Below are 23262 nucleotides of genomic sequence, written 5' to 3'. Positions count from 1 at the left end.
TACTATTTATCTTCCCAATTGAGGAAAGATAAAGAGATCCTTGACTGATGAGTTTAATTTAAAGAGAATAAGGGGGATGATTAAGTGGTTTAAAGGCGGATGGTTCTGGCTTTTGGTGATAACTTTCTTGTTTTTGGCGGTAATAAGGCTGCATGATTATGACCGGGTGCCGGGTGCGAGTCATGCTGAGGAGCTACTTTATGGTTGGTCTGGGATACATTTGATTGAGACTGGAGAACCGGTGTCTTGGTCAACCCTTGATTACCCGGATGAAAATCTGGTGTTTGATGGGATTGTAGGAGATAAAAACGGAGTGTATTTGCCGGCCAAACTATACAAGCCGTGGGTGGATGAGCCACCGCTTTACTCACTGCTAGCTGGGGGAGCGGCTCATCTGTATGGAGATGATAGGGAGATGGTGCTGCCAACTTCCCACACGAGAATACCTAGCGTGTTGGCTAGTTTGATAACGCTTGGACTGGTGTTCTGGGTGGGTTATCACTTCTTTGGATTTTGGGCTGGATATATGGCAATGTTGGTTTATGGAGTGTCGCCAATCATGGTGTTTGGCTCCCGTTTGTCGGTACCGGAAAACATAATTGCCTTAATGACATTGATGTCTTTGGCAATGATGCCTAAATATGACAAGAAACCAAGTAAGTGGATGGCGGGAGTGTGGGGAGTGATGGCGGTGATTGGCGGATTGATGAAGCCAACTGGTTTTTTTATTGCTCCTTTAATGATGTTTGTGTCGGCTAGAAAAAAGCGCTGGGCTGATGTTCTTATTATCTTGCTTTTAACCTTGGCTGGAGTTGGCTTGTTCGTAGCTTATGGCTACTGGCTTGACTGGGAATTGTTTAAAACAATCGTGGAGATCCAGGGGGTAAGATTTGCCGGCTGGACTGGACTTGCTTACATCTTTAGCTCGCCTGGATATGATATCTGGCCGATGTTTGACGGCTGGTATATTTTTGCTTTGCTTAGCACTCTCTTTTTTGCCTTTAAGAGCAAGAAGAGTAAGGAGCTTGGGTGGGTCGTACTGTTCTGGATTTACTGGCTGATGGTGGCGGTGTTCTCGGGAACCGAGCAGGATATGCTGCCGTGGTACCGCTACCCAATGTTTCCTTTAATGGCGATTATGGGAGGATTGGGGTTAATTAAATTCCTGAAAGACGTAAGGTTTGTGAATATGGCTTTGGCGGTAGGCTTGTTACTGTCCGGCAGATACTTCTTACATAACGCTTTTCGACCAACAACGGATCCGAACGTATTTAGAGTTGTTTACCTACTACTGGTCTCCCCTTCTTTAATCAACATGATCTGGCCAAGGGAAATGCTTAAAAACATATCAAGAGTATTGCTTGTTGGAGTCATCCTAGCGGGAGCGTATTTTAACGCTAAATACATCTATTCCGCTTTCTCGATTGATTGTGAGAGTATTACCTGCCCGATGGGACCATCAACCTGGTTGTCGGAGATACGGATCCCCTTCTTCTGGCGTTGGCTGACGGTGGTGAGATAGGGAGTTTGAGTTTTTTTATGTATTTTTGGCAAGTGAGTAGACAGTGGCAGTGAGTCTGGCGGTGGCGTCCCAGGAGAAATCTTTAGATCTTTCTAGTCCAAGCTTGATGAGAGTTTCTCTGTCCTTGGGTTTGAGACCAATAACTTTTTTTAAAGCATTAAGCATTGACTGAGTGCTTTTTGGGTCAAAGGTAATGGCTTGGGGGGGATAGATCTCTGGCAAACTGCTCTGGTTGCTACCAACGATCAAACAACCGGCAGACATGGCTTCCAGGACTGGCAGACCAAAGCCTTCATACAGTGAGGGCTGACAGTAGGCTAGAGCCAGACGATATATGGCTGAGAGATCTTGGTTGGAAACAAAGCCTAGGGCGTGAAGTAAGGGATTGGTTTCAAGTGAGTGTTTAATGAATCGTAAATCCTTTAACTCGGGATGAACTGATTGGAGGCCTAGCTTGGCTTTAAGAGAAGAAATGGGAGGAGTGGGCCGAGTAAACTCTGAGCCAACTAGAACTAAAGGCAGATTGAGCTTGGTAACGGCTGTTATAAGGCGGGGTAGATTTTTGTTGGGATTGACTCCACCAACATAAAGAAGAAATACATCAGGAAGAGAGTACTTGGCCTTAACCTCGCTGATAGCCTTACTACTGACTGGTTTGGCATAGAAGGGGTCAACAGCTAAAGGGGTGACATGAATCTTGTTTTCAGGAACCCTGAGGTGCTTGATGATATCCTGCCTGGAGTTGTTTGAGTCGGTAATGACGGCAGTGACGCGTTTAAGGGCCTGTTTTTGTTTAAACAAATTAAACCTACCCTTGATGCCTTTGGGGTAGAAACGAGACAGAACTAAAGGGGTAACGTCATGGATGGTGACTATAGAGGGAATGTTTTCAGTAGGATTGAGGGTTGGATAGAAGAGATCAAAGTAGGGATAGTGAATAAGGTCAGGTTGAGTATCAACAAGCTTGATGTCCTTAATCTTTTTTAGAGCATCAATCAGATTAGCGGTGTAAAAACCAATACCACGACCGGTGGAGCGGGAGTCGGTAGGGATATGGACACGAAGAGGTGACATTAGCTCCAATCAGTTTGCAAATTAAGATTCCGCTTGCCGCTTTTTAGCTCCCAGAGTTTGATATAGCTTAAGGCATGGTGAAGGCCTGAAAAAAGAGCAAAAACAAAACCGGAGAAGCCGTCTTGAAAACCCTTGTGGCGAAGATAGATAGCAAGGAAGGTGGAGAGAGGTTTTATGAAGATAAAGTTAATAAACGAGAAGGGATTGATGGTAACTCCCCCATCCTTCAGCTCTTGAGCTGTAAGTGAGGAATATCTGTTTTCGCGTTGAATGTATCGTGAAAATGTTGGGGTAGCAAAGTGATCAAGATCTGATTTTAACCAGGCAAGTGGGCCATTTACCTTCATCTGTTCATGTACACTTTTGGCTGGTAAAGTGGCAAAACCACGCCTGAAGAGACGAATGACTGGATCAGGATACTGGCCTGATTTGGTGAAGTAATGACCTAAAAAGTAATTGCGACGCTTAAGCCAGTAAGCAACCGGTGGAGTGTCTGCCTGATATTTTTGACTTGAACGCCAGTCGGTGTAGCCAAAATATGATCCTGACAGTACCTGGGCAATCTCTTCCTTTAATTCTGGGGTGAGACGCTCATCAGCATCAAGCTGGAGAATCCAATCACCTTTACATTTCTTGATAGCTAGGTTCTTGTTGATATGGAAGATGGGTTTGTTGGTGGTTTTGTAGACTTTAGCTTTGTGTTTTTTAGCCAGCTGCCTGGTTTGGTCGGTGGAGGAACCGTCAACCACAATCACCTCCGTGGCAATGCCTTTAAGCGACTTTAAACAATCAACAATATTGTCCTGTTCATTGTAGGTTGCCAGAGCGATTGAGAGAGTGGCTGATTTAGGCATACCTTTATTCTACCAATTTAGAGGTCTGATAGATGGTGAAGACAGGTTGCTGGTTGGGATAGTAGAGGGTGTGGATGGGAGTAAGGCCATCTGGAACCGGTTCATCGGCAACCACAATCAAGGTGTTGGGTAAATCAAAGTCCTGGTCGGTGATGCGGTGGAACTTGTAATTGCCAAAGCTTCTGCCGGTAGAAAAACCAAAGTTATCACGATCAGAAAAGACTAGCTCTTGCTGCAATCTGTTGGGATCGTATTTAAGGAAGAAGGCAAGCAGGATATATGGCTGATCATAGCGGTCAGAGATGACGATGGTGTCGTAGTCAGACTGAATGGGGCTTAAATACTCTGCCAGTTGGTCAAAACCATACTGCCAGGCAAAGGGATAGACTTTGGGGTAGTGGAAATAGTAGCTGTTTATGTAAGAGATGAAGTGTTTGGCGGTAAGAAGGCCTAAGAGGACAAAGATAATAAGGACGCTCTTGGGTTTAAAGCCCTTAAGCCAGGAAAAAAAGGTGAGGATGCCAATACCAAGAGTGAGACTAAAAGGGATAACCATGTTTTGACTTCTTAAGGCATGGGGAGACTGAAAGGTAAGGGCGGCAGCTAAGGGGGCTAGTAACAACCAGGCAAAAAGAAAGCGATGAGCCGAAGTGCGCTTAAAGAACAAAACAACGAGGCCAAGGTAGAAGAAGGGGGCGAATATAACAAAGCTTTGGCCAAAACCTGGAACCTTGCTTCTGGCTATCTCATCACCGGAGATAAAGAGGAAGTCGGGTTGATAGTGAGACAGATAGTTTTCTACAAATCGCTTGGAGTAACTCAAGTAACGGTTGTAGCGAAGTCTGGTTAAGAGCGAGTCAGGATCGGGACTTAGACGGCGTTTCTCTAAAGCTTCCCAGAGAGGACCGGAGTCGGCAAAAATGGAGACACCAGAGAAACGGGACTGACCTTCCTGGGAGAGCATTTGAGAAGCTAGAGGAAGGGTTAAGAACAGACCGAGGACAAAGGCGACCAACAGGAAACCTCTAGAGGCAGAGTTTTTAAGCTGAGTGAGTAGTTGTTTGTGGTGAAGAATGACCAAAACTAACAAAAGCAGGGGCGCGATGATGCGAATGGAGTGGTAGGTATATAGGGAGGCGACAAAGGAAAGGGCGGAGAGGATATAGAAGCGAGGAGAGTTTAAAGCTTTAAAGAAGGTGTAAAGGCCAAGCGTGAGGAAAAAGAGGGCGACATTGACTTCCCAAGCACCGCGAGAAAAGTGGAGATGCCAGGGGCTGATGGCAAGTAAGAAAGTTGCCAGTAAACTTAAACTTAACTTTTTCTTGTTTAAGACAATCTCTTTTTTGGGAAAAAGCTGATGAGTCAGGAGATAGGTGAGATAGACGGTGGCAATACCTAGCAAAGCAGAAGGGAGACGAACAACAAAAGGCGTTAAGCCAAAAAGGTAGACAAAGGGAAGAACAATATATACATAGAGAGGCGGTTTGTAGTCATCAAAGGAGCGGAAAACCAGGGGCCAGGAGACACCGTGTTCATCAGCACCAGTTTGAATGAGGGAGTAGGCATTGTAGCCAAGAGCTGCTTCATCAGCGTTAAGTCCAGCAGGATATTGGCCTAAGAAAGGAAGACGAAGCAAGGCGGCTAGAAGAAGGACTATGATTAAGTCTTTAGATAACTTCATACCCATATTATGACAAATGCCAGCGGGAATGGATAAAGAGAGAGATCAGGGCAGTGGTTGAGGCAAGCAGGCTAAAGAAAATGCCGACAAAGCCATAGAAATCGAGATAGAAGATGTTGATTAACTCTATGAGTGATTCGCCCAGGAGAATGTATAAATCGAGAAGTAGGTTGCGACCAGTGGTAATCATAATCAACCACTCGATAAACAAGAGGAAAGCAACTAGATAGAGAGAGGGTTTAAGCAGATGGGCATAAGAAACATAACCTTTGACAAATATTTTCTTCCAGAAATAACTTAAGACAAGACTGGTATAGAGGGTAAAGATAAGACCAAAAACAAGCAGGCGAGTGGCATTAGCTTGATTGACTAAGATGAAGGAGTAATCAAGATTCAAGTACGAGACAAGAATCAGAAGCAGAGCAGAGAGAATAATAAAGTAAGATGGCTTTTTAATAACTAAAATGAGTTTAGAGAAGACATAGATAACAAGCAGAGGAATGAGGGTAACGCCAAAAAGAAAACTTAACTCGAGAAACCAATGAGAAGAAATAGACAAGGAGGGAAGAAAGGAGAGAACTAAAGGTAGATGAAGTAAAGGAGGAAGAAGCATGATGACAGCCGTAAAGAAGAGAAGGTAGATGATATGGGCAGATAAGTTTGGTTTATTTTTCTTGACTGGTTTCATGGTGTTTATTTTGGTCCTTCGATAATATGCAAGGCAGGAACCCCGTCGGGGAAATAAACGGTGTGCAAGATGGGCCCTTGGTAGATGGTAAAACTCCAGGGTGAGGCAACAAACAGATTGTTTTTGCCCAGATCCTGGGACTGCCAATCTATGTCACCAAAGATGAATTGATCAAAGTTGGCATCGTGCTGCTTCCTTCGGGGATCTTGCTGAAATACGAGGGGATCGTATTGTGAGTAAAAAAGAAAGTAGAGGTACGGGACTGAGTAAGTTGTTCTACCCGTGTGGCCATAACGTTGATCGACGTAAATTTGATGGTAGTTGTCTTTTATAGGTTCCAAATATTGATAAATCTGCTTCCAGCCATAGTGACGTCCTTCTGCCAGATCGTATGGGTAGTGAATGAGGTAATGATCAGCAAATCTAACATAATCAAAGACAAATAATGTAGTTAGAAATACAGCAATGACTATGAGATGAAAACGATTTCTTAAAGATTGAAATAAATGCAATAAACCTAGAGCTGCAATAAATAGAATTGCTGGCAAGGCGGCTAGGGCACGGAGAGGTTGTTGAATATTGTTTGCCAGAGAAGCAGGCAGAAAGCCAATAAAGAGCCAACCTAAAAGAATCGTGCGGATAGGCTGCCTAATAAGCAACTTACCTTTATTAAAAAGGAGTGCATATAGACCAGTAACGAAAAGACTGAATACAGCAAAACCAGTAACGCCTGACCCTATGTGTCCGGGTTGGGTTAATTCTAACCCTGAATATAGGTAGAAATTGGGTGAGAAATAGTCAAGATAGCGTTTAAACCAAAAGAGGGGGAAAAAGAGATATTGATAATGGTGAAAATCATATTTAAGCAGTTTATCAATCAGAGCGACTTTGTATTCATAATCTGAAGATATGAAAACCATTGAAGCTCTGGTTGCCCCGGGCCCGGTAAGGTATTGAGTAATCAAAAACCAGCTGAGGAAGATGAGTAGGCCAAGGACAGCCAAATAAGAGCAATGAAGTCTGGAGGTGCCAAAAACATGCTTAAAATGTTCTAGTAATGTCTGACGATAAACGAAGATGACCAGCAAATTCATCAGAGGGGTAAAGACTTTGTAGGAGTGATAAGTGAAGACAGAAAGGAAAGCAAAAGTGATGGCTAAAGCAAGCAGAATAGGTCTTTTTTCCTTAATAAACTGTAAAAGAAGGAGAATGTTAATAAGAAAGAAGAGGAGGGCGACAACGGCTTCGTATCCGGATCGGGAGAATATGATGTGCCACGGGGATGTGGCGAACAAAAATAATACGAATAGGTGAAACCAGAGTGGTTGTTTGGCAAATAAAAATTTCTTACTAAGGAGAAGGGTAAAAAGGAGGGAAAAGAGTGAAGCAAGAGCTACAGGGAAACGAACAGAAAATTCGTTTAGACCGAAAAGAGCAATAGATGGAACAGTTAGGTAAATCAGTATTGGAGGTTTGTAATCACCGACCGAACGAAATGAAAAAGGAAGAAAATTTCCCCATTCGTCGTGACCTGTTTTAAGAAGCGAGTAAGCTGTGTAGCCGTTATTTACTTCATCCATGGTTAAGTTGTTGGGAATAGTGTCTATATAAAGAAAACGGAGTAGAACTGCGAGGACAAATATAATGGCGGCTAGAAGATATAAGCGGTTTAGTTTCATAGACTAAGGACGAAAACCAATGTTCCAAAATAGGTTAATGGTTGGGTTAATCCATAACAAAGTTAATGCATAAACCGAGAGAGTGGTAAGTGAGTATTTGCGTGGCAGTCCGGCTATAAAGTGTGAAATGCATAGTGCCATGAAAAGAACCAGTGAGGATAAGAAGAAAAGAGAGATCTGCCCTTCAAATATAGCTATTCCCAGAAGAACCAAAGAAAGGAAAAAATATAAGATGGGTGACTTTGGATGACCAAGTCGTGATTTGAGAAATGCATATAGAAAAATTAAATCTGAAGCAAAAAAATAACCTAATGGTAGATATGGAGACAAATTTGGGTACCAACCATAGACAAACAGACGTGAAGGTGAAAGTTTACTAATAAGTATGTCTAGGTATTGGAAAACTAAGTAAAATTTGTTGTGCAGTAAGCGAGGGATTGAGCTGTATTGCCAATCGGGATGAGCACCTCTTTGGTGATCAATAATGTTGCTGGTGGGAATATATAGATGACTGTTTTGATGGAGGAGAAAAAAAGCAATAAAAAGTACGAGTGAAGATAGAATAAAGTTTTTCTTGTTTGGCTTATTAAACAATTCAAAAAGAAGAATTCCGAAAATTATAGAAATTACTAAAGTTACCGGTTGGAGCGGAAAATAAAAGAAGAAAGGAACGGAAATAAGATATAAAAAAACGATGTAGGATTTATGGGTAATAACAATATATCCTAGGAGACTAAGAAGTAGTATTGAGAATTGAGTTGGAATAATTGTCGGATTCACTCTGTTTACTTAAATCTGGCAACTACAAAGGCGATGTTACCAGATAAGTCCTCGATTAACTCAACAATCTCTGTGTTTGATGGCAAGTGCTCAACTGAGGTGATAAGCAAGGCATTGGAGGTGGGTATAAGATCACCTGACTCAAGCGGAATGGCAGGGGCGGGAGAGAAGTAGGGAATGTCCCAGTCGTTGACGAAATAGACTTTGCCAATACGATCAGTCCAGTACCAATCTGATTGCTTAAAGCGCAAACTGTCACCACCGGGCTGAAGCAGATGAGGGTTAAGCTTCATAAAGAAAGCATAAAAGATGTGGGGCTCACCGTGATACTTGGTGATGAAAATGCGGTCGTACTGATCCTGATTTTTCCCAAGATACTCGAAAAGCTGTTGATGACCATATTGCCAGGAGGTGGAGTACTCAAATCGATATGAGTTCCAGTAGGTAGAGAGATAGCTAAAGGATGAGGACATGAAACTGACAAGCAGAATAAAGGCAACGGCTGACTTGGCCCAGTTGCGAGAGGAAAAAAGATTGACTACTACAAAGAATCCAAGAGCGGCTAACAAGGTCAGGGGAATGATTAATGGAGTAGGACGCAGGGCCTGCGGCGGACTGGCAGTAATGGCAGCGGCGGCCGGACTTAAGGCGAGTAGAAGTAAAACCAGACGATGGGAAGAGTTCTTAATATGTTTAATTACGACAAAGAAACCCAATACAGCCAAGATGGTTAGATTAAGGGTAAGCAGATTCTTGTAAGGAATAGCGAACTGGGTCTGGGCTCCGTTGGATTGATAGAGGAACTGGGGAGTGAAGTAGTTAAGATAGTTGTGGGCAAACTGCTCTACAAAGAAAAGAGGACGGTTGTGACGAAGTCGAGCCAACACTGGCGGCAGAGAGCTGTTTTGACGAGCCTCCCCTATCTGGAAAACTGTCTGGTCATTGAGGATAGCTAGTTTCTGGTAACGGGCAGTGCCAGTGCCACTAAGAGTCTGGGAAATAACTAGAGAGAAGGAAAGAAAAAATACGGCTAGTGACAACCAAAGCAGGCGAGGTTGTTGTTTATTTAAGAAACGCTTGATAGATGAGGGTTTAACTTTAGGTAGGAAGTAGAGAAAGAGAAAGAGAGGGGTCAAGACTCGGTAGGTGTTGTAGGTGTGAAGAGTGAGAGAGAAAAAGATGGAGGAGATGAGTAAATGCTTGGGATTGTCTTTGAATTTAAGCAGGAAGTAAACGGCAAAGAGGAAAAGAGTCAGGCCTAGATTGGCTTCAAGAGCAGGGCGGGATATAAAGAGGTGCCAAGGAAGTAAGCTTAAAAAGAAAGCTGCAAGAAAAGGTAATGACAAAGAAACAGATCGCTTTTTGAATTTAAAATTTAAAGCTACCTTGGGAAAAAGCTGACGGGTAAGCAAGTAGATGCCGGGAATAGCCAGGGTGCCAGCTAGGACCGAGACTAACCTTACTGAAATGGCGTTAAGGCCAAAGAGGGCGACTGGAATAACAGTGAGGTAGATGTATAAAGGGAGTTTGTAATCACCAAAGGCACGGAAAATTAAGGGGAAGGCAACACCCCACTCATCCTTACCGGTTTTTAGGATAGAGAAGGCGTTGTAGCCATGACTGACCTCATCCCAGTTAAGAGCAGGAGGGTTTTGGTCAAGATTGGTAAAGCGGAGAATAAACCCGAGAAGGGTAAGGATAAGCAGGGCAAGGAGAGATTTGTTTTTAAGTTTCATGAGCTGGCTTTTGTAGAGTGAAATGGAGCAGAAGGGCAGCAATCCAGGCCCGGGACAGGGAAATTAAATGAGGAGTGAAGGAAGCAAGCGAGGAGGAAAGAGCAATGGGATTTAGATTAAGACCGAAGAAAAGATGATAGGTTAGGCTTGGTTCAAAAGAGAAAAGAATAACCAACCACGAAAAAAGGGTAACCAAAGGAGTTAGCCAATCCCTAGTGGTAACTAGGTATATAACGAGCCAAGGAGTGAGCCAGATTAACCACTGAGGGTGGAAATGGGTAAAGGAGAGACTGGCTAACAAAGCGGCACCAAGAGCGTAGAAAGGTGAGATACGGCGATTAAGCAAGAGAACCAGGATGGCAGCATAGGTGATGAAAAACCAGGGAATGAGGGTGCCGGGTGAGATGGCAATACCGGCAAAGAGGGTCTTGTTTATGTGTTCAGCAAAGAGAGTGTACTGGCGATAAGCTAAAGAGGGTAGGAAGGGGGCGATGACCAGAAGATAGGTGAGGAGTCCTGAGGAAACTAGTTTGACGACATCCAGCAATCGGCGATGAAGCGAGTAGTGGTAAAGGGCAACGGCAGGAAGAAGAACCAAACCAATGGGTTTGACTAAGGCGGAAAGAGTAAAGAAGAAAATGGAGAGGTAGAGGCGATCTTTCTTGAAAGCAAGGAGTCCGGCAACCAGGAAGGAGGTAAGGATGGCGTCAACCTGGCCGACCATGGAAGAGACGTAAATAGCGAGGGGATTAAGCGACCAGAGGATGAGGGAGAGATGTTGATCTTTCTTCTTGGTAAAGAATTTAGGCAACAGGAAGAGAGTGCCTAGGTCAGCGAGAATAAGGGGGAGCTTGTATATAAGGAGAGGGAAGAAGAGAGATTTGCCTGCCAGTAAATAGGGATTGATGTGAAGCAAACCATCGACTAAGCCTTTTAAGACACCGGCAAAGGGAAGGTAGATAAGACCGGGGATGAAGTAGGCTAAGGGTTGGTAGATGAAGGTCATCTGGTGGTCGGGGAGCTTGAGCTCACCCTGAGTGCCAATGGTGAAAACCGATTCGTAGAAGTTGATGAACTGGTGTTTAACCGCCAGAGAGTCACCGGCTAGAACCAAGGCAGCCAGATCACCGTGATAGGTGGTGAGAGCAAAAATGAGACGGAGCAGAATACCAATAACGATGGAAAAGATGACTAAGCGAGGAAGTTTTAATTTCACAAGGATATTGTAGCGTGTCGGAGAAAAAAGAGGAAAGGAAGATAAAAAGGGGCCCCGTCGTCGGCGGTGTGTGTGCCAGGCGGCGGGGCGTGATGCGGGTACTGCTGTTGTATTACTTGGAGGCAAGGATGCGGCAGATCGACGCGGCTATCCTTCCTCGCGGCCCAGGATGGTGATGTTCGATGGCGCCAGCGTGAGGTTCTCGGAAACGTTGATCGGACTTCCACGAATGCGAGCGCGACCGGTGAACATAGAACACCTCCTTACAACAAATGTACGTTGATGCACGGGTGTGCATTAAGGCGTGCTTTATATAACGAAAGTAAAAAGGTCAAGAGGGAAAATATTTAGCCAAGTTTAGGAAGGGGGTGACGGATGAACTTTTGCCATTTCTGACCAAGCAAGAGAGTGAGATTAAGCAGGGTAGAGTAAACTCGACCATGGTAGATTTGGGCTGATTTAAGTAAGGGGCTGTCTAGATGAGAGCGGAAGTGGCCTGATGCTCCGTGGGCATGTTTAACTTTAGCCTGGGGAAGGTAATAGAGCGGCAGACGGTGTTTTTTGAGTCGTCTGCAAAACTCAATATCTTCATAGTAAAGGAAGAATCTCTCGTCAAGAACACCAACGGTATCTATAGTAGAACGGGGTATGAGCATGGCAGCCATAACGGCAACATCTACTTTGGTGGTTTTGTTGGGTGGCAGGTATTTGCCAAAGCAGTTTTGGCAATTAAAGAAGTAGTGACGGATGGCATTGATAATAGTGGGAAAGCGAAAAACGGAAGGCTGGGGGCGGCCATTAAGACCAAGCAGACGTGGAGAGACAGCGCCTAGGGGCGAGGTTTTTGAAGCAAAGTCGTGAAGATATGTTAAACAGTTGCCCACTAAGCGCGTGTCAGGGTTGAGCAGGAGGAGATGTTGACCTGATGAAGCTTTGATTGCCTGATTGACGGCCTTGGAGAAGCCCTGATTGATCTTGGAGCGAATGACTTTGGGTTTTAATGGATGTTTTGAGGCTAGATCAGCAGAGTCATCTCGCGAGGCGTTGTCAACAACAATGATTTCTTTCTTGAGACGATCGGGTGATTTTTTAATTGAGTTAAGCAAAGGAGTGATGTGTTGTCTTGAGTTGTAAGTGATGATGATGATGGAGAGATCCATGAGTAGATTCTAACTCATGTGCAACAGTGAGTAAGATTATGGCCAGGAACGGGAGAAACAGGTTAGAGCTTTTCTGAAGCCTGATTGCCGAGCCTCAATCTCGCTACAAAACCAACTCTCGCCTAGATCCTTGTCAACAATGGTGCGGTTGTAGGAGATACAGCCGGGAAAATAGTAGATCTTTTCACCGGTCTTGGTGTTGATGTTGCCTTTAATAAGACAGTTGGGGTCATCTGGCGTGGTGGTAATGCAGGAACCATATATACCCAAGTTCTGCTGCTGGGCGTGTTGACGGGCGGCAACGAGGTGGGGTTTTAGGCCTCTGTCATATCGGGCCCAACCGCTTTTGATCATTAACTCGTTGACTTCCCCATCAGGGGTGAAGACATCGGCGTAGAGGCGATAGGAGTCGTGATAGCGGACAATAAGGTATACAGGTTTGTTTAAGATGAGGCGGGAGAGCTCGTCTTTGGCTTGTTGGTAACCGCAGTGGCCCTGATCAGGAGCCTGGGCATCACGAAGTCTGACGTGTTGATTGTCGGTAGTAATGAAGGTATCACCGTCTATAACTTGTTTGACTTGATATGAAGGAAGGGGTTGAACTGGTTTGTTGTTGTTAACAATCCAGAAGGCAGAACCAACCAAGGTGGCAGCAAGAGTAGAACTGATGACAAGCTTTTTTAAGTTGGCAGATGGCGGGCTATTTTTCTTGGCCATGGGTGAGAGTGGCTTTGCCGGTTAGACCAAGACGAAGATGGTCCTTGTCACCATCAATGGAGACAGCAACTGGATAACTGCTTTTGTGGGGTAAGAAACCTACTCTGGTAACTTGACCGGTTAAAACCAAATCCGGGTAAGCAGTAAGTGCAATGGTGGCAGGCTGACTAACCTCTATGGAGGAGAGGTCTTTTTGGTCAATATACCCTTGAAAATATATGGAGTTGGGATCAAGCAAGGTAATGGTAAAGGCGGCTGGGGTGATATTCATGCCGACGGCACCAGAGTCGGCGGCGACAACAAGTCCAGTGATGGGAGAGTAGAGATTGGTGGCTTCAAGATCGATCTTGGCCAGCTCAACATTTTTGACTGAGATGTCTAGTTCTGATTGTAGCTTGGTGCGTTCGTATTCGGTTAGATCTGTCTTGGTTTTGGCATCAAACTCAGCTCTGGTTTTTTCATATTGCTTAAGTGCCCGGTCAAGATATGTCTGACGATCTGATTGATTAAGCCTGGCTAGTAGCTGGCCCTTACTGACTCGATTACCGATGGAAAAATTAAGGTGACTTAACTGACCGCTTGTAGGAAAGCGGAGTTGTAAGAGTTGGTCGGTGACTAAAGAGCCGGATATGACCATGAAAGTAGGGATCACCCTTAAGATGATGATAGCAAAGAAAGCAAGGGGGAAACTACGAACGCGAGTAGGGAGTGTTAACTGTTTTTAGGATATGACGATCAGTTACCTTGGCTTGCCTGCTTAGCTTGATATAGTTTTTGGTTACCTGAGGAGTAAGTAGAAGAGCTGCCAATATGACCTTTATGTAACCCGGATGGGCGAGAGTGTGGGTGAGTAAGAACTTAAGGTGAGAGAAAACCAGATTGGAGTCGGTGATGGTCTGCCAGTGATACAAAAGCTCGTTTCTTTGTTTTAGGAGATTGAGTTTGTTTTGAGGCAGAGTCTTGAAGGTAGACTCATGCTGATGGATGACGTGGGAGTCAGGATCCCAGACAATGCGGAAACCCAGTTTCCAAGCCCGCCAACCTAGATCAATATCTTCCCAGTAACCGGGTGAGTAAAGAGGATTAAATCCACCAAGCTTGTTCCAGAGAGAGCGTTTGATGATGGAGCTGCCACCACTGGCCCAGGCAGAGTAGCGGGCCTTGTTTTTGTCTTGGCCTCTGGTAAAAGTGATCTTGCCATTCTGCCAGACAACTTTTGGCCAGGAGGATTGCTGTTCATTAAAGGTAACGGCAAAGACTTTGGGATCATCTAAAATCTTAAGAGCAGAGGTGAGATATCCTTTTTGAGGTGAGACGTCGTTGTTCATTAATACAACATAGTCAGCTTTAGAGGCAGCTACTCCCCGATTGATGGTTTTGGGGAAACCTAGATTCTTTGAATTTTGCAGGTATTTAATTTTGGGAAAATGCTTGTTTAGGTACTCTACAGTCCCATCATCGGGACCATCATTGATGACAATGATGCCGCAATCAGGAGAGTGTTTGAGTACATCAGGTAAGTGCCTTTGAAGTAACTTCTTGCCTTTGAAGCTAGGGATGATGATGTCGATGGTTGGTTTCATAATGATAGACTGGTGTTGGTTGTCTATGTTAATTCTAACTTAAATGAAGACTAAGGATATACGAATAGAGGTGGGAATAGCAGTAGGCTTGCTGCTACTGGTGTTGATTGTGTTTAAGGCATTACTGCAACCTGGGTTTTATGAGTCTCATGATGGGCTGTTTCACTTAATCAGAGTGGAGGCGATGGCTCATGAACTTTCTTTAGGTCAGTTTCCGGTGCGAATGGCTGATGAGCTGGCTTATGGTCGAGGCTATCCAGTATTTAATTACGCATATCCTTTATTCCACTACTTTACTGCCGGCTTGGTGTTACTGGGGTTAACAGCTCAAGATGCAATCAAGGTGGTGGTGTTGCTGTGTAGCTGGCTGTCGGTGTGGGCAGGATATAAGTGGATGAGATGCTTTTTTGAGAAAAAAGCGGCGTTAACCGGAGCAGTACTGCTACTACTTGTCCCCTATCGATTTTTGATTACTTTAGTGATTGGATCTTTTGGAACTATTTTGGCTTGGGCAATGGCGATGGTGGTACTGTGGGCAATGAGTGAGGTGATGGTTAAACAAAAAGAAAAGTATCTGGGTTTGGTAAGTCTTGGGGTAGCTGGCTTGATCCCAGCACATAATGTAACTGCCTTGATCTTTGCTCCAGTAATCGCGATTTATGGTTTGGCACTAGCCAGATGGTACAAAAAAGGTTGGTTTAAACTAATCATCTTTGGATTGCTGGGGGTGGTGATGGCAGCCTGGTTTTGGCTGCCGGCAATTGCGGAGATGGACTGGGTAGCGTTGTCTAACCACAATGCAGTTGATTATCAACAACACTGGCCGACCTTAAGACAAGTAATATATTCCAGATGGGGGTATGGATACTCGGAGAGTGGAGACGATGATGGCATGTCCTTCATGCTGGGGATCACCCAGTGGGTAGTGTTCGGACTGTCGGTAATAGCTTTACTGGTGACATTCTTTAGAAAAGAACAAAACAAAGAGAAAACAAAAACAAAGATGGCACTAGTATCTGGCGGAGTGGTACTGCTTGGCTTGTACCTGATGCTACCAGTATCCGAATGGTTGTGGCAAAAAGTTAGTATCCTAGCGCAGATTCAATTTCCCTGGCGATGGTTGATTGTGAGTGCGGTTGGAGTGAGCTTTTTGGCTGCTTGGTTGGTGGAGAAAAGCGGCTGGTGGATGATGGTGTTGCTACTGCTACTGGCAGGAGTGAGCAATCGAAACATCACTAGAACACTGACCGGGGGAATGCAACCTCTAAGTAAGTGGGAACAAGAAGCCAGGTTACAACCAGGATCAACTGATATTGCCTGGGAGGCTCTACCTAAAACAGCATCTCAACAAAACTGGCAGGTTGATTGGCAGATACGGGGTGAGGGTATTGCCAAACTGGAAACTAAAGAAGTACGACATGGAGAGAGAGGTAGGTGGAGTGTGGAGATGGAGAATGAGGGAAAGGTTGAGATATCAAAGTATTATCTACCCCTCTGGCAGGTAGAGGTAAACGGAGAGGTGGTTGAGAGCAAGCCAAGTGAGGATGGTGGGTATATTGAGATTGAGTTACCCAGTGGTGTAAATGAGGTGGTACTAACCATTAGACAAACAAATATTGAAAAGGGGGCTAATATAATGAGTGTTATCGGTGGTGCTGTGATAATATTCTGGTTATTAATGAATTCATTTAAATTCAAAAATGATGGAAAGCGGTGAACAGACGAAGATAACTGGGGAGATAGAAAGAGTAGTGGAGGAAAATAAGTTTGGGAATGACGTGGAATCAGTTTTGGAAATTTTGGAATGGATTAAGGGCAACATACGATCAGAGAGGAAGCCTGAGGTATTTAGGCGCAGAACGGCGGCAGAGATTGTAGGCAATGGCTGGGCAACAGGTTGTACGGATTTTACACTGGTGTTTTTAGTATTGGCGAGAGCGGCGGGGATAAAAGCCTGGTATGTGGAGATGTTAAGTCGGGAATGGCTGGAAAAAGGTGGTGATCCAATTGTTGGACATGTGATTGCCGAGATTGAGATAAAGGGGAAAAGATACTATGTTGATGCAGCCAACCTAAACATTGGTTTGAGACACACTTCGGGCATGGTTATTGTTGACAAAGGACTGGATTCCTGGGATATCGGAATACGAAACAGACAAGACATGAGAAAAAAGTTTGATGGATTTCGAGATGGAATAGGGAGGGATGTCACAAGATAGTAGTTATTTCAAGAGTTTTTCCCATTGATCTCCGACGAATCGTAGTGTGGGGTTTTTAACTATTGACTGAGTAAAGCTAACCACAATAATTCTCGAAAGATATTTACCAAGAATTGAATTAATTGTTCCGTATCGCTCTGTTGCAGGATCATTAATGAATGATAGGAAATAATTAAGAAGTTGATAATTTTTTGAATTGTCAGAAAAGATATCATCAATTATTACCAAGTCAGCCCTTTGATCATTAAATGCTGGCATCAGTTTGTTTTTTAGAAAATTATTCATGACGTATTCCACATTTTGAAGAGCACTGTTAGATCTGCTCATGATTGGTTCAAAGGACTTTACTTCGCATAGAGTTTTGTTGTTCAGTTCTAAGTCGACTTTTTTATTTCCGCTTTTCTTTTCAAATGCAGAAACGTTAATGTTTTTGCTCTGTAAGAAATAGGCAGATCTGATTGATGAAAAATGATTTATCCAACGTAAAGCGGCCGTATCATTTAGACTTTGTGAAATTGACCTTAAAACACTAATGTAGCCAGGAATGTTTGAAAAGATGTTGGATGATGTTATCAAAAATTTGACAATCTCTTTGGAAGACTGAGGATTATCTCTTGACCAGTTGTTTTGCTGTAGCTTTTTATTAATATCTTGGATGTGTTTATTGGGCATATAACTATAGTCTTTTCTATCTCTCTTCTGTCGAGGAAAGCGAAACGGTGTAAACGCCGAAACTAACTTGGTCGGTGGAAGTAGGAAGAGCAGGAGGAGGAGAGGAAGTAAAAAAGACGTCGAATTGAGTATTTGAGTACTGATCAGTTAAGTCATACTGGGTGGAGAGATAGTCTCTGATGGGGGTAAAACCTAAGCCCTGACCGGGAGGGAAGTGGTAACGGATATTGGGTTGAAGAGGTGAGGAGGTGTCAAGAATATACTTAATGACAGCCTGGCGAGAGTCGTAACCGTCTGAGTTGGTATATGTGTGGAGATATTGAAGAGAGGTGACCAGAGCAATGAGAACAAAAACGAAGTAAAGAGACTTGATGAGATGAGGAGATGAAGCAATCAAATATGAAACAAGAACAATGAAGGAGAGAACGGCAAGGAGGTGATAGTACTCGGGCCAGGTGGGGGGTGAGTAAAGAGAAAGAGCAAAGAGAGAGATTACTGGGAAAAGAGCCAAGGGAAGAAGAGATCTTTTCTTCCTTAAAACCACAATTAAGGAACCAATGTAAGCTAAAGGGAGGAAGAGATAGTCGAGATTAAGCGGGAGGGGGGTATAGAGAGAGGTTTCGCGGATAATGTTGCGGGCAGAGAAACGAAGTAACTGTAAGTAAGGCAAATTTGAAGAGGTGGTCAGAGCAGAACCAAAGAAGTTTAAGAAAGAGCGGGAGTTAATGAAATCATGACGTAGATCAAAGGCGATTAGGGGCAAGAGAGGAATGAGAAGGGCAATAAAATAAAGGGCAAGGTTTTTGGACCTAAGCGAGGGAAGTTTGGAACGATTAAGCAACAAGTATATGCCTAAGAAAGGAGCGAGTAAAACAAACTGAAAGTGAAAGTGAATACCTAGGCTGACCAAAAACAAAAGCAAAGAGAAGCTCTTGGGGGTCTGGCGGGAACGAAGGAGTAGATTAAGAAAAAGAATAAAGAGGAGGGGAATGAACATAACATTCCAAGCCGTGCGATGAAGAGTGGAAGCATAAAGTAAGCTTGAGGCAAGAGCAATAAGATCATGCTTGGTATGCTTTTTGAGAAATAGAAAAAGAGCAAGAGTGGTAAGCAGATGAACCAGACCAGTTAAGTAAGCGGCAAAAAGAGGATGGCCGCTGAACAGAACAAAGAAAGGAACAAGCAGGTAATAGTACCAGGGGGCAAGATAGAATCCAGCAGTGGAGACAGCTTGAGGACCAATGAGAGTAAAGTCTCCTGAAAGGATCCGCTGAACGACTTGATAATCACGTTCTTGGTCGTAGTTGAGTTGATAGAAGTTATCGAGTTTGTAAAAGGAAAAAATCAGAGTAAAGACAAACAAGATCAGCAGAGGTAAACGAGAAGCTTTAATGCGTAACATGGCTTGATGATCCTATTTACAATAAGAATTATCAAGTAATAGAGTATGATAGGGCAATGGTAAAAGCCGCCTTAAGAAAATGGTGGGTGTTTGGTTTGTTTGCAGTTTTGCTATCGGTTTTTTTCTATAAAGTTTGGCTTAAAGATTTGGTGCCATTTCCGGGAGATTTGCTGGTGGGAGCATATTACCCTTGGCTTGAGTACAAATGGGGTTATGAGGTCGGAGTACCAATAAAAAACCAGCTGATTAGTGATGTTTTTTCCCAGGTATATATCTGGAAGGATCTGGCCTTTGAGTCCTTTAAGAACGGTCAATGGCCATTGTGGAATCCGTATGTATATTCTGGCTATCCGTTGCTGGCGAGTTTTTCCGGAGGTGTTCTATACCCACTTAATATGTTGTTACTTCTTGGGGTTGACGGCTGGAGCATGATGGTGATTATGCAGGTGTTGGGATCACTGGCGGGAATGTACTGGTTTTTGCGACTAAGAAAGTTGGAGAGGATATCGGCAGTAATAGGGGCAGTAGCTTATGCATTCTCAGCTGCAATGATAATAAGACTGGAATGGAACACGGCCGGACAGGTAATGTGGTGGTTGGCTGTTAACATGGCTTTGATCGAGTATTACTTTGAAAAATCAAAGAGAGCTGCAGTATTGATACCACCTGTCATCTTTATGCTGATAACAGCCGGGCATTTTCAAACTATGTTTTATGGTCTGGTACTGATACTTGGTTACACAATCTTTAAATGGATCGGTAAAGAGAGAAAGTCGGGAGTGGCTTTAATTGTTGCTATGGGTTTGGGTTTGTTGATTAGCTCGTTACAGATATTACCAACAATGGTAATGATGAGTAAATCGGTCAGAATGGCTGAGTCAGCAATCGCCAGAGACAATTATGGATTATTACCTTGGGGAAATCTAATCACCCTGTGGGCGCCTGATTTCTTTGGTAATCCGACAACCATTAACTACTGGGGTGTAATAAATTACAACGAAACCATTTTTTATCCAAGCCTAATAGGGTTAGTAGCTCTATTATGGGGACTGTTTAATTGGAGGAAGATAAGGAAAGAAAATAGATTTTTTCTGATAGTTGCTTGTGTAGCCGTGTTTATGGCTTTTGATAATCCGTTGGGTAGATTGGTTTATGATCTTAAAGTTCCTTTTTTGTCGACTGGATATGCAGCTAGAGTACTGGTGATACTTGTCTTTGCATGTTCTGTGTTGATTGGAGCTTGGTTGGAAAAATTAAAAGATATGAAGCGGAAAGAGGTGTATTTACCTCTAGTTTTATTCGGCCTGATGGCGCTAGTCTCTATTGGAGTAACCAGTTGAACCCGAAGAACTGTCCTAATTCTTCCATCACCTCGTTATAAAACTGTTCAAGTTGTTTGTCTTGTTTACTCTGCAGGGTAAAAATCATGTCAGTAGATTCTTGTTATTAACCTAAACCAAACTCATCAAAGTAGTCTGGAATCGATCTGTATTAAAATCTAAAGCTCGTCTCTGGGCATTTTGAGATAACTCAAGTATTTTCTCAGGCTCCCCTATTAACCGCCTAGTCTGTGTAACCAACTCATCAATGGTATTCCATAAGAAACCGGTTTCTGGAGTAACAATCTCGGGTTGTCCCCCTTTGTTGATAACCACAGGGACACAACCGGCAGCCATGGCCTCTACGGTAGACATGCCAAAATGCTCGACGGCTTCCGGATTTAAGACCTCATCCACTTCAAAACCAGCGGAGTGCCAGAAGATGCTGGAGTGAGCATAAAGCCGACGTAAATGATCAAACTCAGGATTAACCTCAAACTCAATGGGGTAACCTTTGGCCTGAGTCATAAAAGCTTTAAGCTGAGTGTCCGAGCCGGTTTGGCCACCAGCTAGAATCAGTTTCCAATCAGATAGACCCCCATCAACCAACTGCTTGAAGGCTGAAATTAAGACATCCTGACGCTTGGAGTGAGAGGGAGAAGTAAAGCGACCAACGTTTAAGATGATGGGTTGTTTTTTGCCTGGAGTAAAGGAAGAGGTGTCAATGGGAGGATAAAGGACGATGCTCTTGGTAGTGTGTAGGGTGCGGTCAATGACTGACTTGGTAAAGGTAGAGTTAACGACAATATGGTTGATACTTAATAGTTTGAGACGGTTAAGCCAGACAGATCGGTTGATGGAGGTGAAGGGAACCTGGTAATGAAGGAGGGTCTTTTTACCAAAAAGAATGGGAACGCTGCCGTCGCTGACAATGAAAACCAGATCAATGTCCTTGAGGGCACGATGACGAGACAGAAGCGATTTTTTCTGAGAAAAGAGATTGTAGTACTCGGCGCTTAACTCTAGCCCTTCAAGAGGCAGACCGAAACGAGTGGTGGCTTGTTTTAGGGTGGCCTGATCACGCCAGGCTAGGATGACTTGATAGCCTTGGTTTAGTAATGTCTGGGCAACAGTGAGAGTGTAACGCTCTCCCCCACCTAGGGTATCAAGGTAGGGATCAAAGATGACGGCGGTTTTGGGTTGAGAATCTAGCATATATATCAGCTATTGCCTCCATTCATCGAGTATTTTTTGATCAATATTTTTGTAGCTTTTCTCTAACGAGGGTTGACGCTGTAACTCCCAGAGTCGGGCGTAGGTTATAAATCGGGAAAACATCTGATAGAGAACTTCTAGGTTACCCTCGACTCCGTCTTTGCGCAAACCTTGTTTGAAAAAGCGTTGGTAGAACTCGGTTAAGAGAATGCGCCAGAAACGCCAGCCTTTCATGGGAGGATGGTTGGAGCTATATAACATCTGAGCCTCAAGACGAGACCACTCTAGGGTCTTGTTAATGTTTTCATCAAGATTTTTGTGGGTTAGGTGCAGCATGAAATTTTTTAAGTCACCGACGGTACCGATAAGCTCGGGTTGTTCGTGGAGTTTGCCACGCCAACGTTTAAGAGAGGCTTTTTTGATTAGCCGCAAAACTCGGGGATGGGGCCAGTGCTTAAGATGTTTGCCTAATAAAATTTCGTGACGGGGAATGGTGTAGGCATCATGGATCGGCTCTTTGATGGTGGCTAGGATCTCACCAGCTAGTGCTTTGGGAACTCGTTCATCGGTATCAAGATATAAAAGCCAGTCACCATGGGCATACTTGGCACCTAGGTTGCGCCAGGCGGAAAAGTCAGTACCAGAGGTCTTGACTAGCTTGGTGTAGTAAGGCTTGGCTAGTTTGACGGTGTTGTCAGTAGCCCCAGTATCAACCAGGATAATCTCGTCGGCAAATTTCTTGGCAATCTTTAAGGTAGGCAGAATCTCGTGGGCTTTGCTACCGGTGATGATGATGACTGATAGTGTGGGCATAGATTGATTGTAAGTTATGTTTGACGGCCAAGGAAGCTACCCCTGCCTAATTTAAAGGTAAAGAAATCAGCAACGGCGGTTTTTTGAGCCGGACGGCCAAAGATAAGGAAACGGATAGCCTCTCTTAGTAAAGCCAGCTTGGTGCGAAGCGGGGCATAGCGAAGACCGAAGAGGAGACGGTTTCTAGTAATGAAGTAATCATTTAAGGATGAACCAATACCAGAGGACTGAGAAACCTTGTGCCAGAGCTTGATACTGGGGTCAAAAACAATACGCCAACCGGCCCGCTTGGCTCGTTGAGAAAACTCTAAGTCTTCAAGATAGAGGAAGTAGTTTTGGTTGAGCAGTCCGATTTGATCGATGACCTGGCGGCGGATAAGCATGCAGGCACCAGTGGCAAAGTCGGTATCCTCGATTTTTTCGAACTGTCCTTGGTCAACCTCGTCGACATGAGCATTGGTGCCATAGACATTAGCCCAATCGATCCGGCCACCAGCCGACCAGACAACCCTGCCTAACTCGTTCTTGGCATATTTTTGGTGAAACTCGTAACCTTTGGCGAAGTATATAAGGGGAGTAACAATACCCACCTTGGGATTGGTAATGGCTGAGTTGAGGATGCTGACAAAGAAATTCTGGTCAATCAGGGTGTCGGGATTAAGAAGAAGAATATGGGTGGGATTTTCTTCCAGGGCGGCTTTGATGCCAACATTGTTGCCACCAGCAAAACCTTGATTGGTGATGTTTTCGATTAAGCGAACCTCGGGGAATTTTGATTTGATCAGGTCAACCGAGTCGTCGGTGGAGGCATTGTCGACTAGAGTGGTCTCGACATATAAGCCTTTAGGAATCTTGGCTTGTTTTAAGGTTTTAAGACAGGCGATGGTGTCACCTGGGGTGTTGTAGTTGAGGATGACGACAGCAAGACGCAT

General features: G+C 44.1%; 20 protein-coding genes. 4 read left to right on the top strand and 16 right to left on the bottom strand.

Going from position 1 to position 23262, the window contains the following annotated elements:
- The first annotated feature begins 76 nt into the window (after nucleotides 1-76).
- The gene (locus tag MICH65_RS02595; protein ID WP_161931869.1) at nucleotides 77-1522 is read left to right on the top strand and encodes an ArnT family glycosyltransferase; all 1446 of its coding nucleotides are present in this window, start codon (nucleotides 77-79) and stop codon (nucleotides 1520-1522) included.
- A 15-nt stretch (nucleotides 1523-1537) separates the two neighbouring features.
- On the opposite strand, the gene MICH65_RS02590 is transcribed toward MICH65_RS02595, so the two are convergent.
- The 11 genes from MICH65_RS02590 to MICH65_RS02540 form a co-directional block, all read right to left on the bottom strand.
- Nucleotides 1538-2596 (bottom strand): glycosyltransferase family 4 protein, encoded by a 1059-nt coding sequence (locus MICH65_RS02590; protein ID WP_161931868.1) that lies wholly within the window; start codon nucleotides 2594-2596, stop codon nucleotides 1538-1540.
- On the bottom strand, nucleotides 2596-3450 hold the full coding sequence (locus MICH65_RS02585) for a glycosyltransferase family 2 protein (protein WP_161931867.1): 855 nt from the start codon (nucleotides 3448-3450) through the stop codon (nucleotides 2596-2598). Before MICH65_RS02585 ends, MICH65_RS02590 begins: the two co-directional genes overlap by 1 nt.
- 4 nt (nucleotides 3451-3454) lie before the next feature.
- Nucleotides 3455-5131: an ArnT family glycosyltransferase gene (locus tag MICH65_RS02580; RefSeq protein ID WP_161931866.1), complete on the bottom strand. Its 1677-nt coding sequence runs from the start codon at nucleotides 5129-5131 to the stop codon at nucleotides 3455-3457.
- 7 nt (nucleotides 5132-5138) lie between these two features.
- Entirely contained in the window at nucleotides 5139-5819 is a 681-nt protein-coding gene (locus MICH65_RS02575) for a hypothetical protein (RefSeq protein WP_161931865.1), read from the bottom strand.
- 5 nt (nucleotides 5820-5824) lie between these two features.
- Nucleotides 5825-7498, bottom strand: coding sequence for a hypothetical protein (locus MICH65_RS02570; protein WP_161931864.1), 1674 nt, complete (start codon nucleotides 7496-7498; stop codon nucleotides 5825-5827).
- Between the two features lie 785 nt (nucleotides 7499-8283).
- Nucleotides 8284-10014 carry an ArnT family glycosyltransferase gene (locus tag MICH65_RS02565; RefSeq protein ID WP_161931863.1) on the bottom strand — a complete coding sequence of 577 codons (1731 nt, stop codon included), beginning with the start codon at nucleotides 10012-10014 and terminating at the stop codon, nucleotides 8284-8286.
- Entirely contained in the window at nucleotides 10004-11230 is a 1227-nt protein-coding gene (locus MICH65_RS02560; protein WP_161931862.1) for a hypothetical protein, read from the bottom strand. The genes MICH65_RS02565 and MICH65_RS02560 overlap by 11 nt, the downstream gene beginning before the upstream one ends.
- 347 nt (nucleotides 11231-11577) lie before the next feature.
- Nucleotides 11578-12390, bottom strand: coding sequence for a glycosyltransferase family 2 protein (locus MICH65_RS02555; protein ID WP_161931861.1), 813 nt, complete (start codon nucleotides 12388-12390; stop codon nucleotides 11578-11580).
- A gap of 36 nt (nucleotides 12391-12426) precedes the next feature.
- Nucleotides 12427-13107 (bottom strand): thermonuclease family protein, encoded by a 681-nt coding sequence (locus MICH65_RS02550; RefSeq protein ID WP_161931860.1) that lies wholly within the window; start codon nucleotides 13105-13107, stop codon nucleotides 12427-12429.
- On the bottom strand, nucleotides 13091-13744 hold the full coding sequence (locus tag MICH65_RS02545; protein ID WP_236870845.1) for an efflux RND transporter periplasmic adaptor subunit: 654 nt from the start codon (nucleotides 13742-13744) through the stop codon (nucleotides 13091-13093). The genes MICH65_RS02550 and MICH65_RS02545 overlap by 17 nt, the downstream gene beginning before the upstream one ends.
- A gap of 52 nt (nucleotides 13745-13796) precedes the next feature.
- Nucleotides 13797-14690, bottom strand: a complete 894-nt coding sequence (locus MICH65_RS02540; RefSeq protein WP_161931858.1) for a glycosyltransferase family 2 protein — start codon at nucleotides 14688-14690, stop codon at nucleotides 13797-13799.
- Nucleotides 14691-14733: 43 nt separating this feature from the next.
- On the opposite strand from MICH65_RS02540, the gene MICH65_RS02535 reads away from it, so the two are divergent.
- Together MICH65_RS02535 and MICH65_RS02530 are read left to right on the top strand one after the other, a co-directional pair.
- Nucleotides 14734-16407, top strand: a complete 1674-nt coding sequence (locus tag MICH65_RS02535; protein WP_161931857.1) for a glycosyltransferase family 39 protein — start codon at nucleotides 14734-14736, stop codon at nucleotides 16405-16407.
- On the top strand, nucleotides 16391-16909 hold the full coding sequence (locus MICH65_RS02530) for a transglutaminase-like domain-containing protein (RefSeq protein WP_161931856.1): 519 nt from the start codon (nucleotides 16391-16393) through the stop codon (nucleotides 16907-16909). Before MICH65_RS02535 ends, MICH65_RS02530 begins: the two co-directional genes overlap by 17 nt.
- Before the next feature lie 3 nt (nucleotides 16910-16912).
- Here MICH65_RS02530 and MICH65_RS02525 read toward each other — a convergent pair whose 3' ends face one another.
- The gene (locus MICH65_RS02525) at nucleotides 16913-17581 is read right to left on the bottom strand and encodes a hypothetical protein (protein WP_161931855.1); all 669 of its coding nucleotides are present in this window, start codon (nucleotides 17579-17581) and stop codon (nucleotides 16913-16915) included.
- A 16-nt stretch (nucleotides 17582-17597) separates the two neighbouring features.
- The gene (locus MICH65_RS02520) at nucleotides 17598-18983 is read right to left on the bottom strand and encodes a hypothetical protein (RefSeq protein WP_161931854.1); all 1386 of its coding nucleotides are present in this window, start codon (nucleotides 18981-18983) and stop codon (nucleotides 17598-17600) included.
- 56 nt (nucleotides 18984-19039) lie between these two features.
- On the opposite strand from MICH65_RS02520, the gene MICH65_RS02515 reads away from it, so the two are divergent.
- A complete protein-coding gene (locus MICH65_RS02515; RefSeq protein WP_161931853.1) occupies nucleotides 19040-20323 on the top strand; it encodes a YfhO family protein in 1284 nt (427 codons plus the stop codon).
- 111 nt (nucleotides 20324-20434) lie between these two features.
- Here the strand turns inward: MICH65_RS02515 and MICH65_RS02510 are convergent, their stop codons facing one another.
- The 3 genes from MICH65_RS02510 to MICH65_RS02500 are packed head-to-tail and all read right to left on the bottom strand — an operon-like array spanning nucleotide 20435 to nucleotide 23262.
- Nucleotides 20435-21517, bottom strand: coding sequence for a glycosyltransferase family 4 protein (locus MICH65_RS02510; protein WP_161931852.1), 1083 nt, complete (start codon nucleotides 21515-21517; stop codon nucleotides 20435-20437).
- Nucleotides 21518-21526: 9 nt separating this feature from the next.
- Nucleotides 21527-22330: a glycosyltransferase family 2 protein gene (locus MICH65_RS02505; RefSeq protein ID WP_161931851.1), complete on the bottom strand. Its 804-nt coding sequence runs from the start codon at nucleotides 22328-22330 to the stop codon at nucleotides 21527-21529.
- 14 nt (nucleotides 22331-22344) lie between these two features.
- Nucleotides 22345-23262: a glycosyltransferase family 2 protein gene (locus tag MICH65_RS02500; protein ID WP_161931850.1), complete on the bottom strand. Its 918-nt coding sequence runs from the start codon at nucleotides 23260-23262 to the stop codon at nucleotides 22345-22347.

This window comes from Candidatus Chazhemtobacterium aquaticus, from assembly GCF_009936135.1.
In the GTDB taxonomy this organism is placed as follows: Bacteria; Patescibacteriota; Microgenomatia; order UBA1400; family Chazhemtobacteraceae; genus Chazhemtobacterium; species Chazhemtobacterium aquaticus.
This window is presented reverse-complemented; position numbering and strand designations above follow the sequence as displayed.

Coding starts and splice junctions, on each gene's coding strand:
- MICH65_RS02530 (WP_161931856.1), top strand. CDS start 16,391: ATGATGGAAAGCGGTGAACAGACGAAGATAACTGGGGAGATAGAAAGA.
- MICH65_RS02570 (WP_161931864.1), bottom strand. CDS start 7,498: ATGAAACTAAACCGCTTATATCTTCTAGCCGCCATTATATTTGTCCTC.
- MICH65_RS02555 (WP_161931861.1), bottom strand. CDS start 12,390: ATGGATCTCTCCATCATCATCATCACTTACAACTCAAGACAACACATC.
- MICH65_RS02525 (WP_161931855.1), bottom strand. CDS start 17,581: ATGCCCAATAAACACATCCAAGATATTAATAAAAAGCTACAGCAAAAC.
- MICH65_RS02545 (WP_236870845.1), bottom strand. CDS start 13,744: ATGGTCATATCCGGCTCTTTAGTCACCGACCAACTCTTACAACTCCGC.
- MICH65_RS02515 (WP_161931853.1), top strand. CDS start 19,040: ATGGTAAAAGCCGCCTTAAGAAAATGGTGGGTGTTTGGTTTGTTTGCA.
- MICH65_RS02580 (WP_161931866.1), bottom strand. CDS start 5,131: ATGAAGTTATCTAAAGACTTAATCATAGTCCTTCTTCTAGCCGCCTTG.
- MICH65_RS02585 (WP_161931867.1), bottom strand. CDS start 3,450: ATGCCTAAATCAGCCACTCTCTCAATCGCTCTGGCAACCTACAATGAA.
- MICH65_RS02535 (WP_161931857.1), top strand. CDS start 14,734: ATGAAGACTAAGGATATACGAATAGAGGTGGGAATAGCAGTAGGCTTG.
- MICH65_RS02595 (WP_161931869.1), top strand. CDS start 77: ATGATTAAGTGGTTTAAAGGCGGATGGTTCTGGCTTTTGGTGATAACT.
- MICH65_RS02565 (WP_161931863.1), bottom strand. CDS start 10,014: ATGAAACTTAAAAACAAATCTCTCCTTGCCCTGCTTATCCTTACCCTT.
- MICH65_RS02510 (WP_161931852.1), bottom strand. CDS start 21,517: ATGCTAGATTCTCAACCCAAAACCGCCGTCATCTTTGATCCCTACCTT.
- MICH65_RS02500 (WP_161931850.1), bottom strand. CDS start 23,262: ATGCGTCTTGCTGTCGTCATCCTCAACTACAACACCCCAGGTGACACC.
- MICH65_RS02520 (WP_161931854.1), bottom strand. CDS start 18,983: ATGTTACGCATTAAAGCTTCTCGTTTACCTCTGCTGATCTTGTTTGTC.
- MICH65_RS02505 (WP_161931851.1), bottom strand. CDS start 22,330: ATGCCCACACTATCAGTCATCATCATCACCGGTAGCAAAGCCCACGAG.
- MICH65_RS02590 (WP_161931868.1), bottom strand. CDS start 2,596: ATGTCACCTCTTCGTGTCCATATCCCTACCGACTCCCGCTCCACCGGT.
- MICH65_RS02550 (WP_161931860.1), bottom strand. CDS start 13,107: ATGGCCAAGAAAAATAGCCCGCCATCTGCCAACTTAAAAAAGCTTGTC.
- MICH65_RS02540 (WP_161931858.1), bottom strand. CDS start 14,690: ATGAAACCAACCATCGACATCATCATCCCTAGCTTCAAAGGCAAGAAG.
- MICH65_RS02575 (WP_161931865.1), bottom strand. CDS start 5,819: ATGAAACCAGTCAAGAAAAATAAACCAAACTTATCTGCCCATATCATC.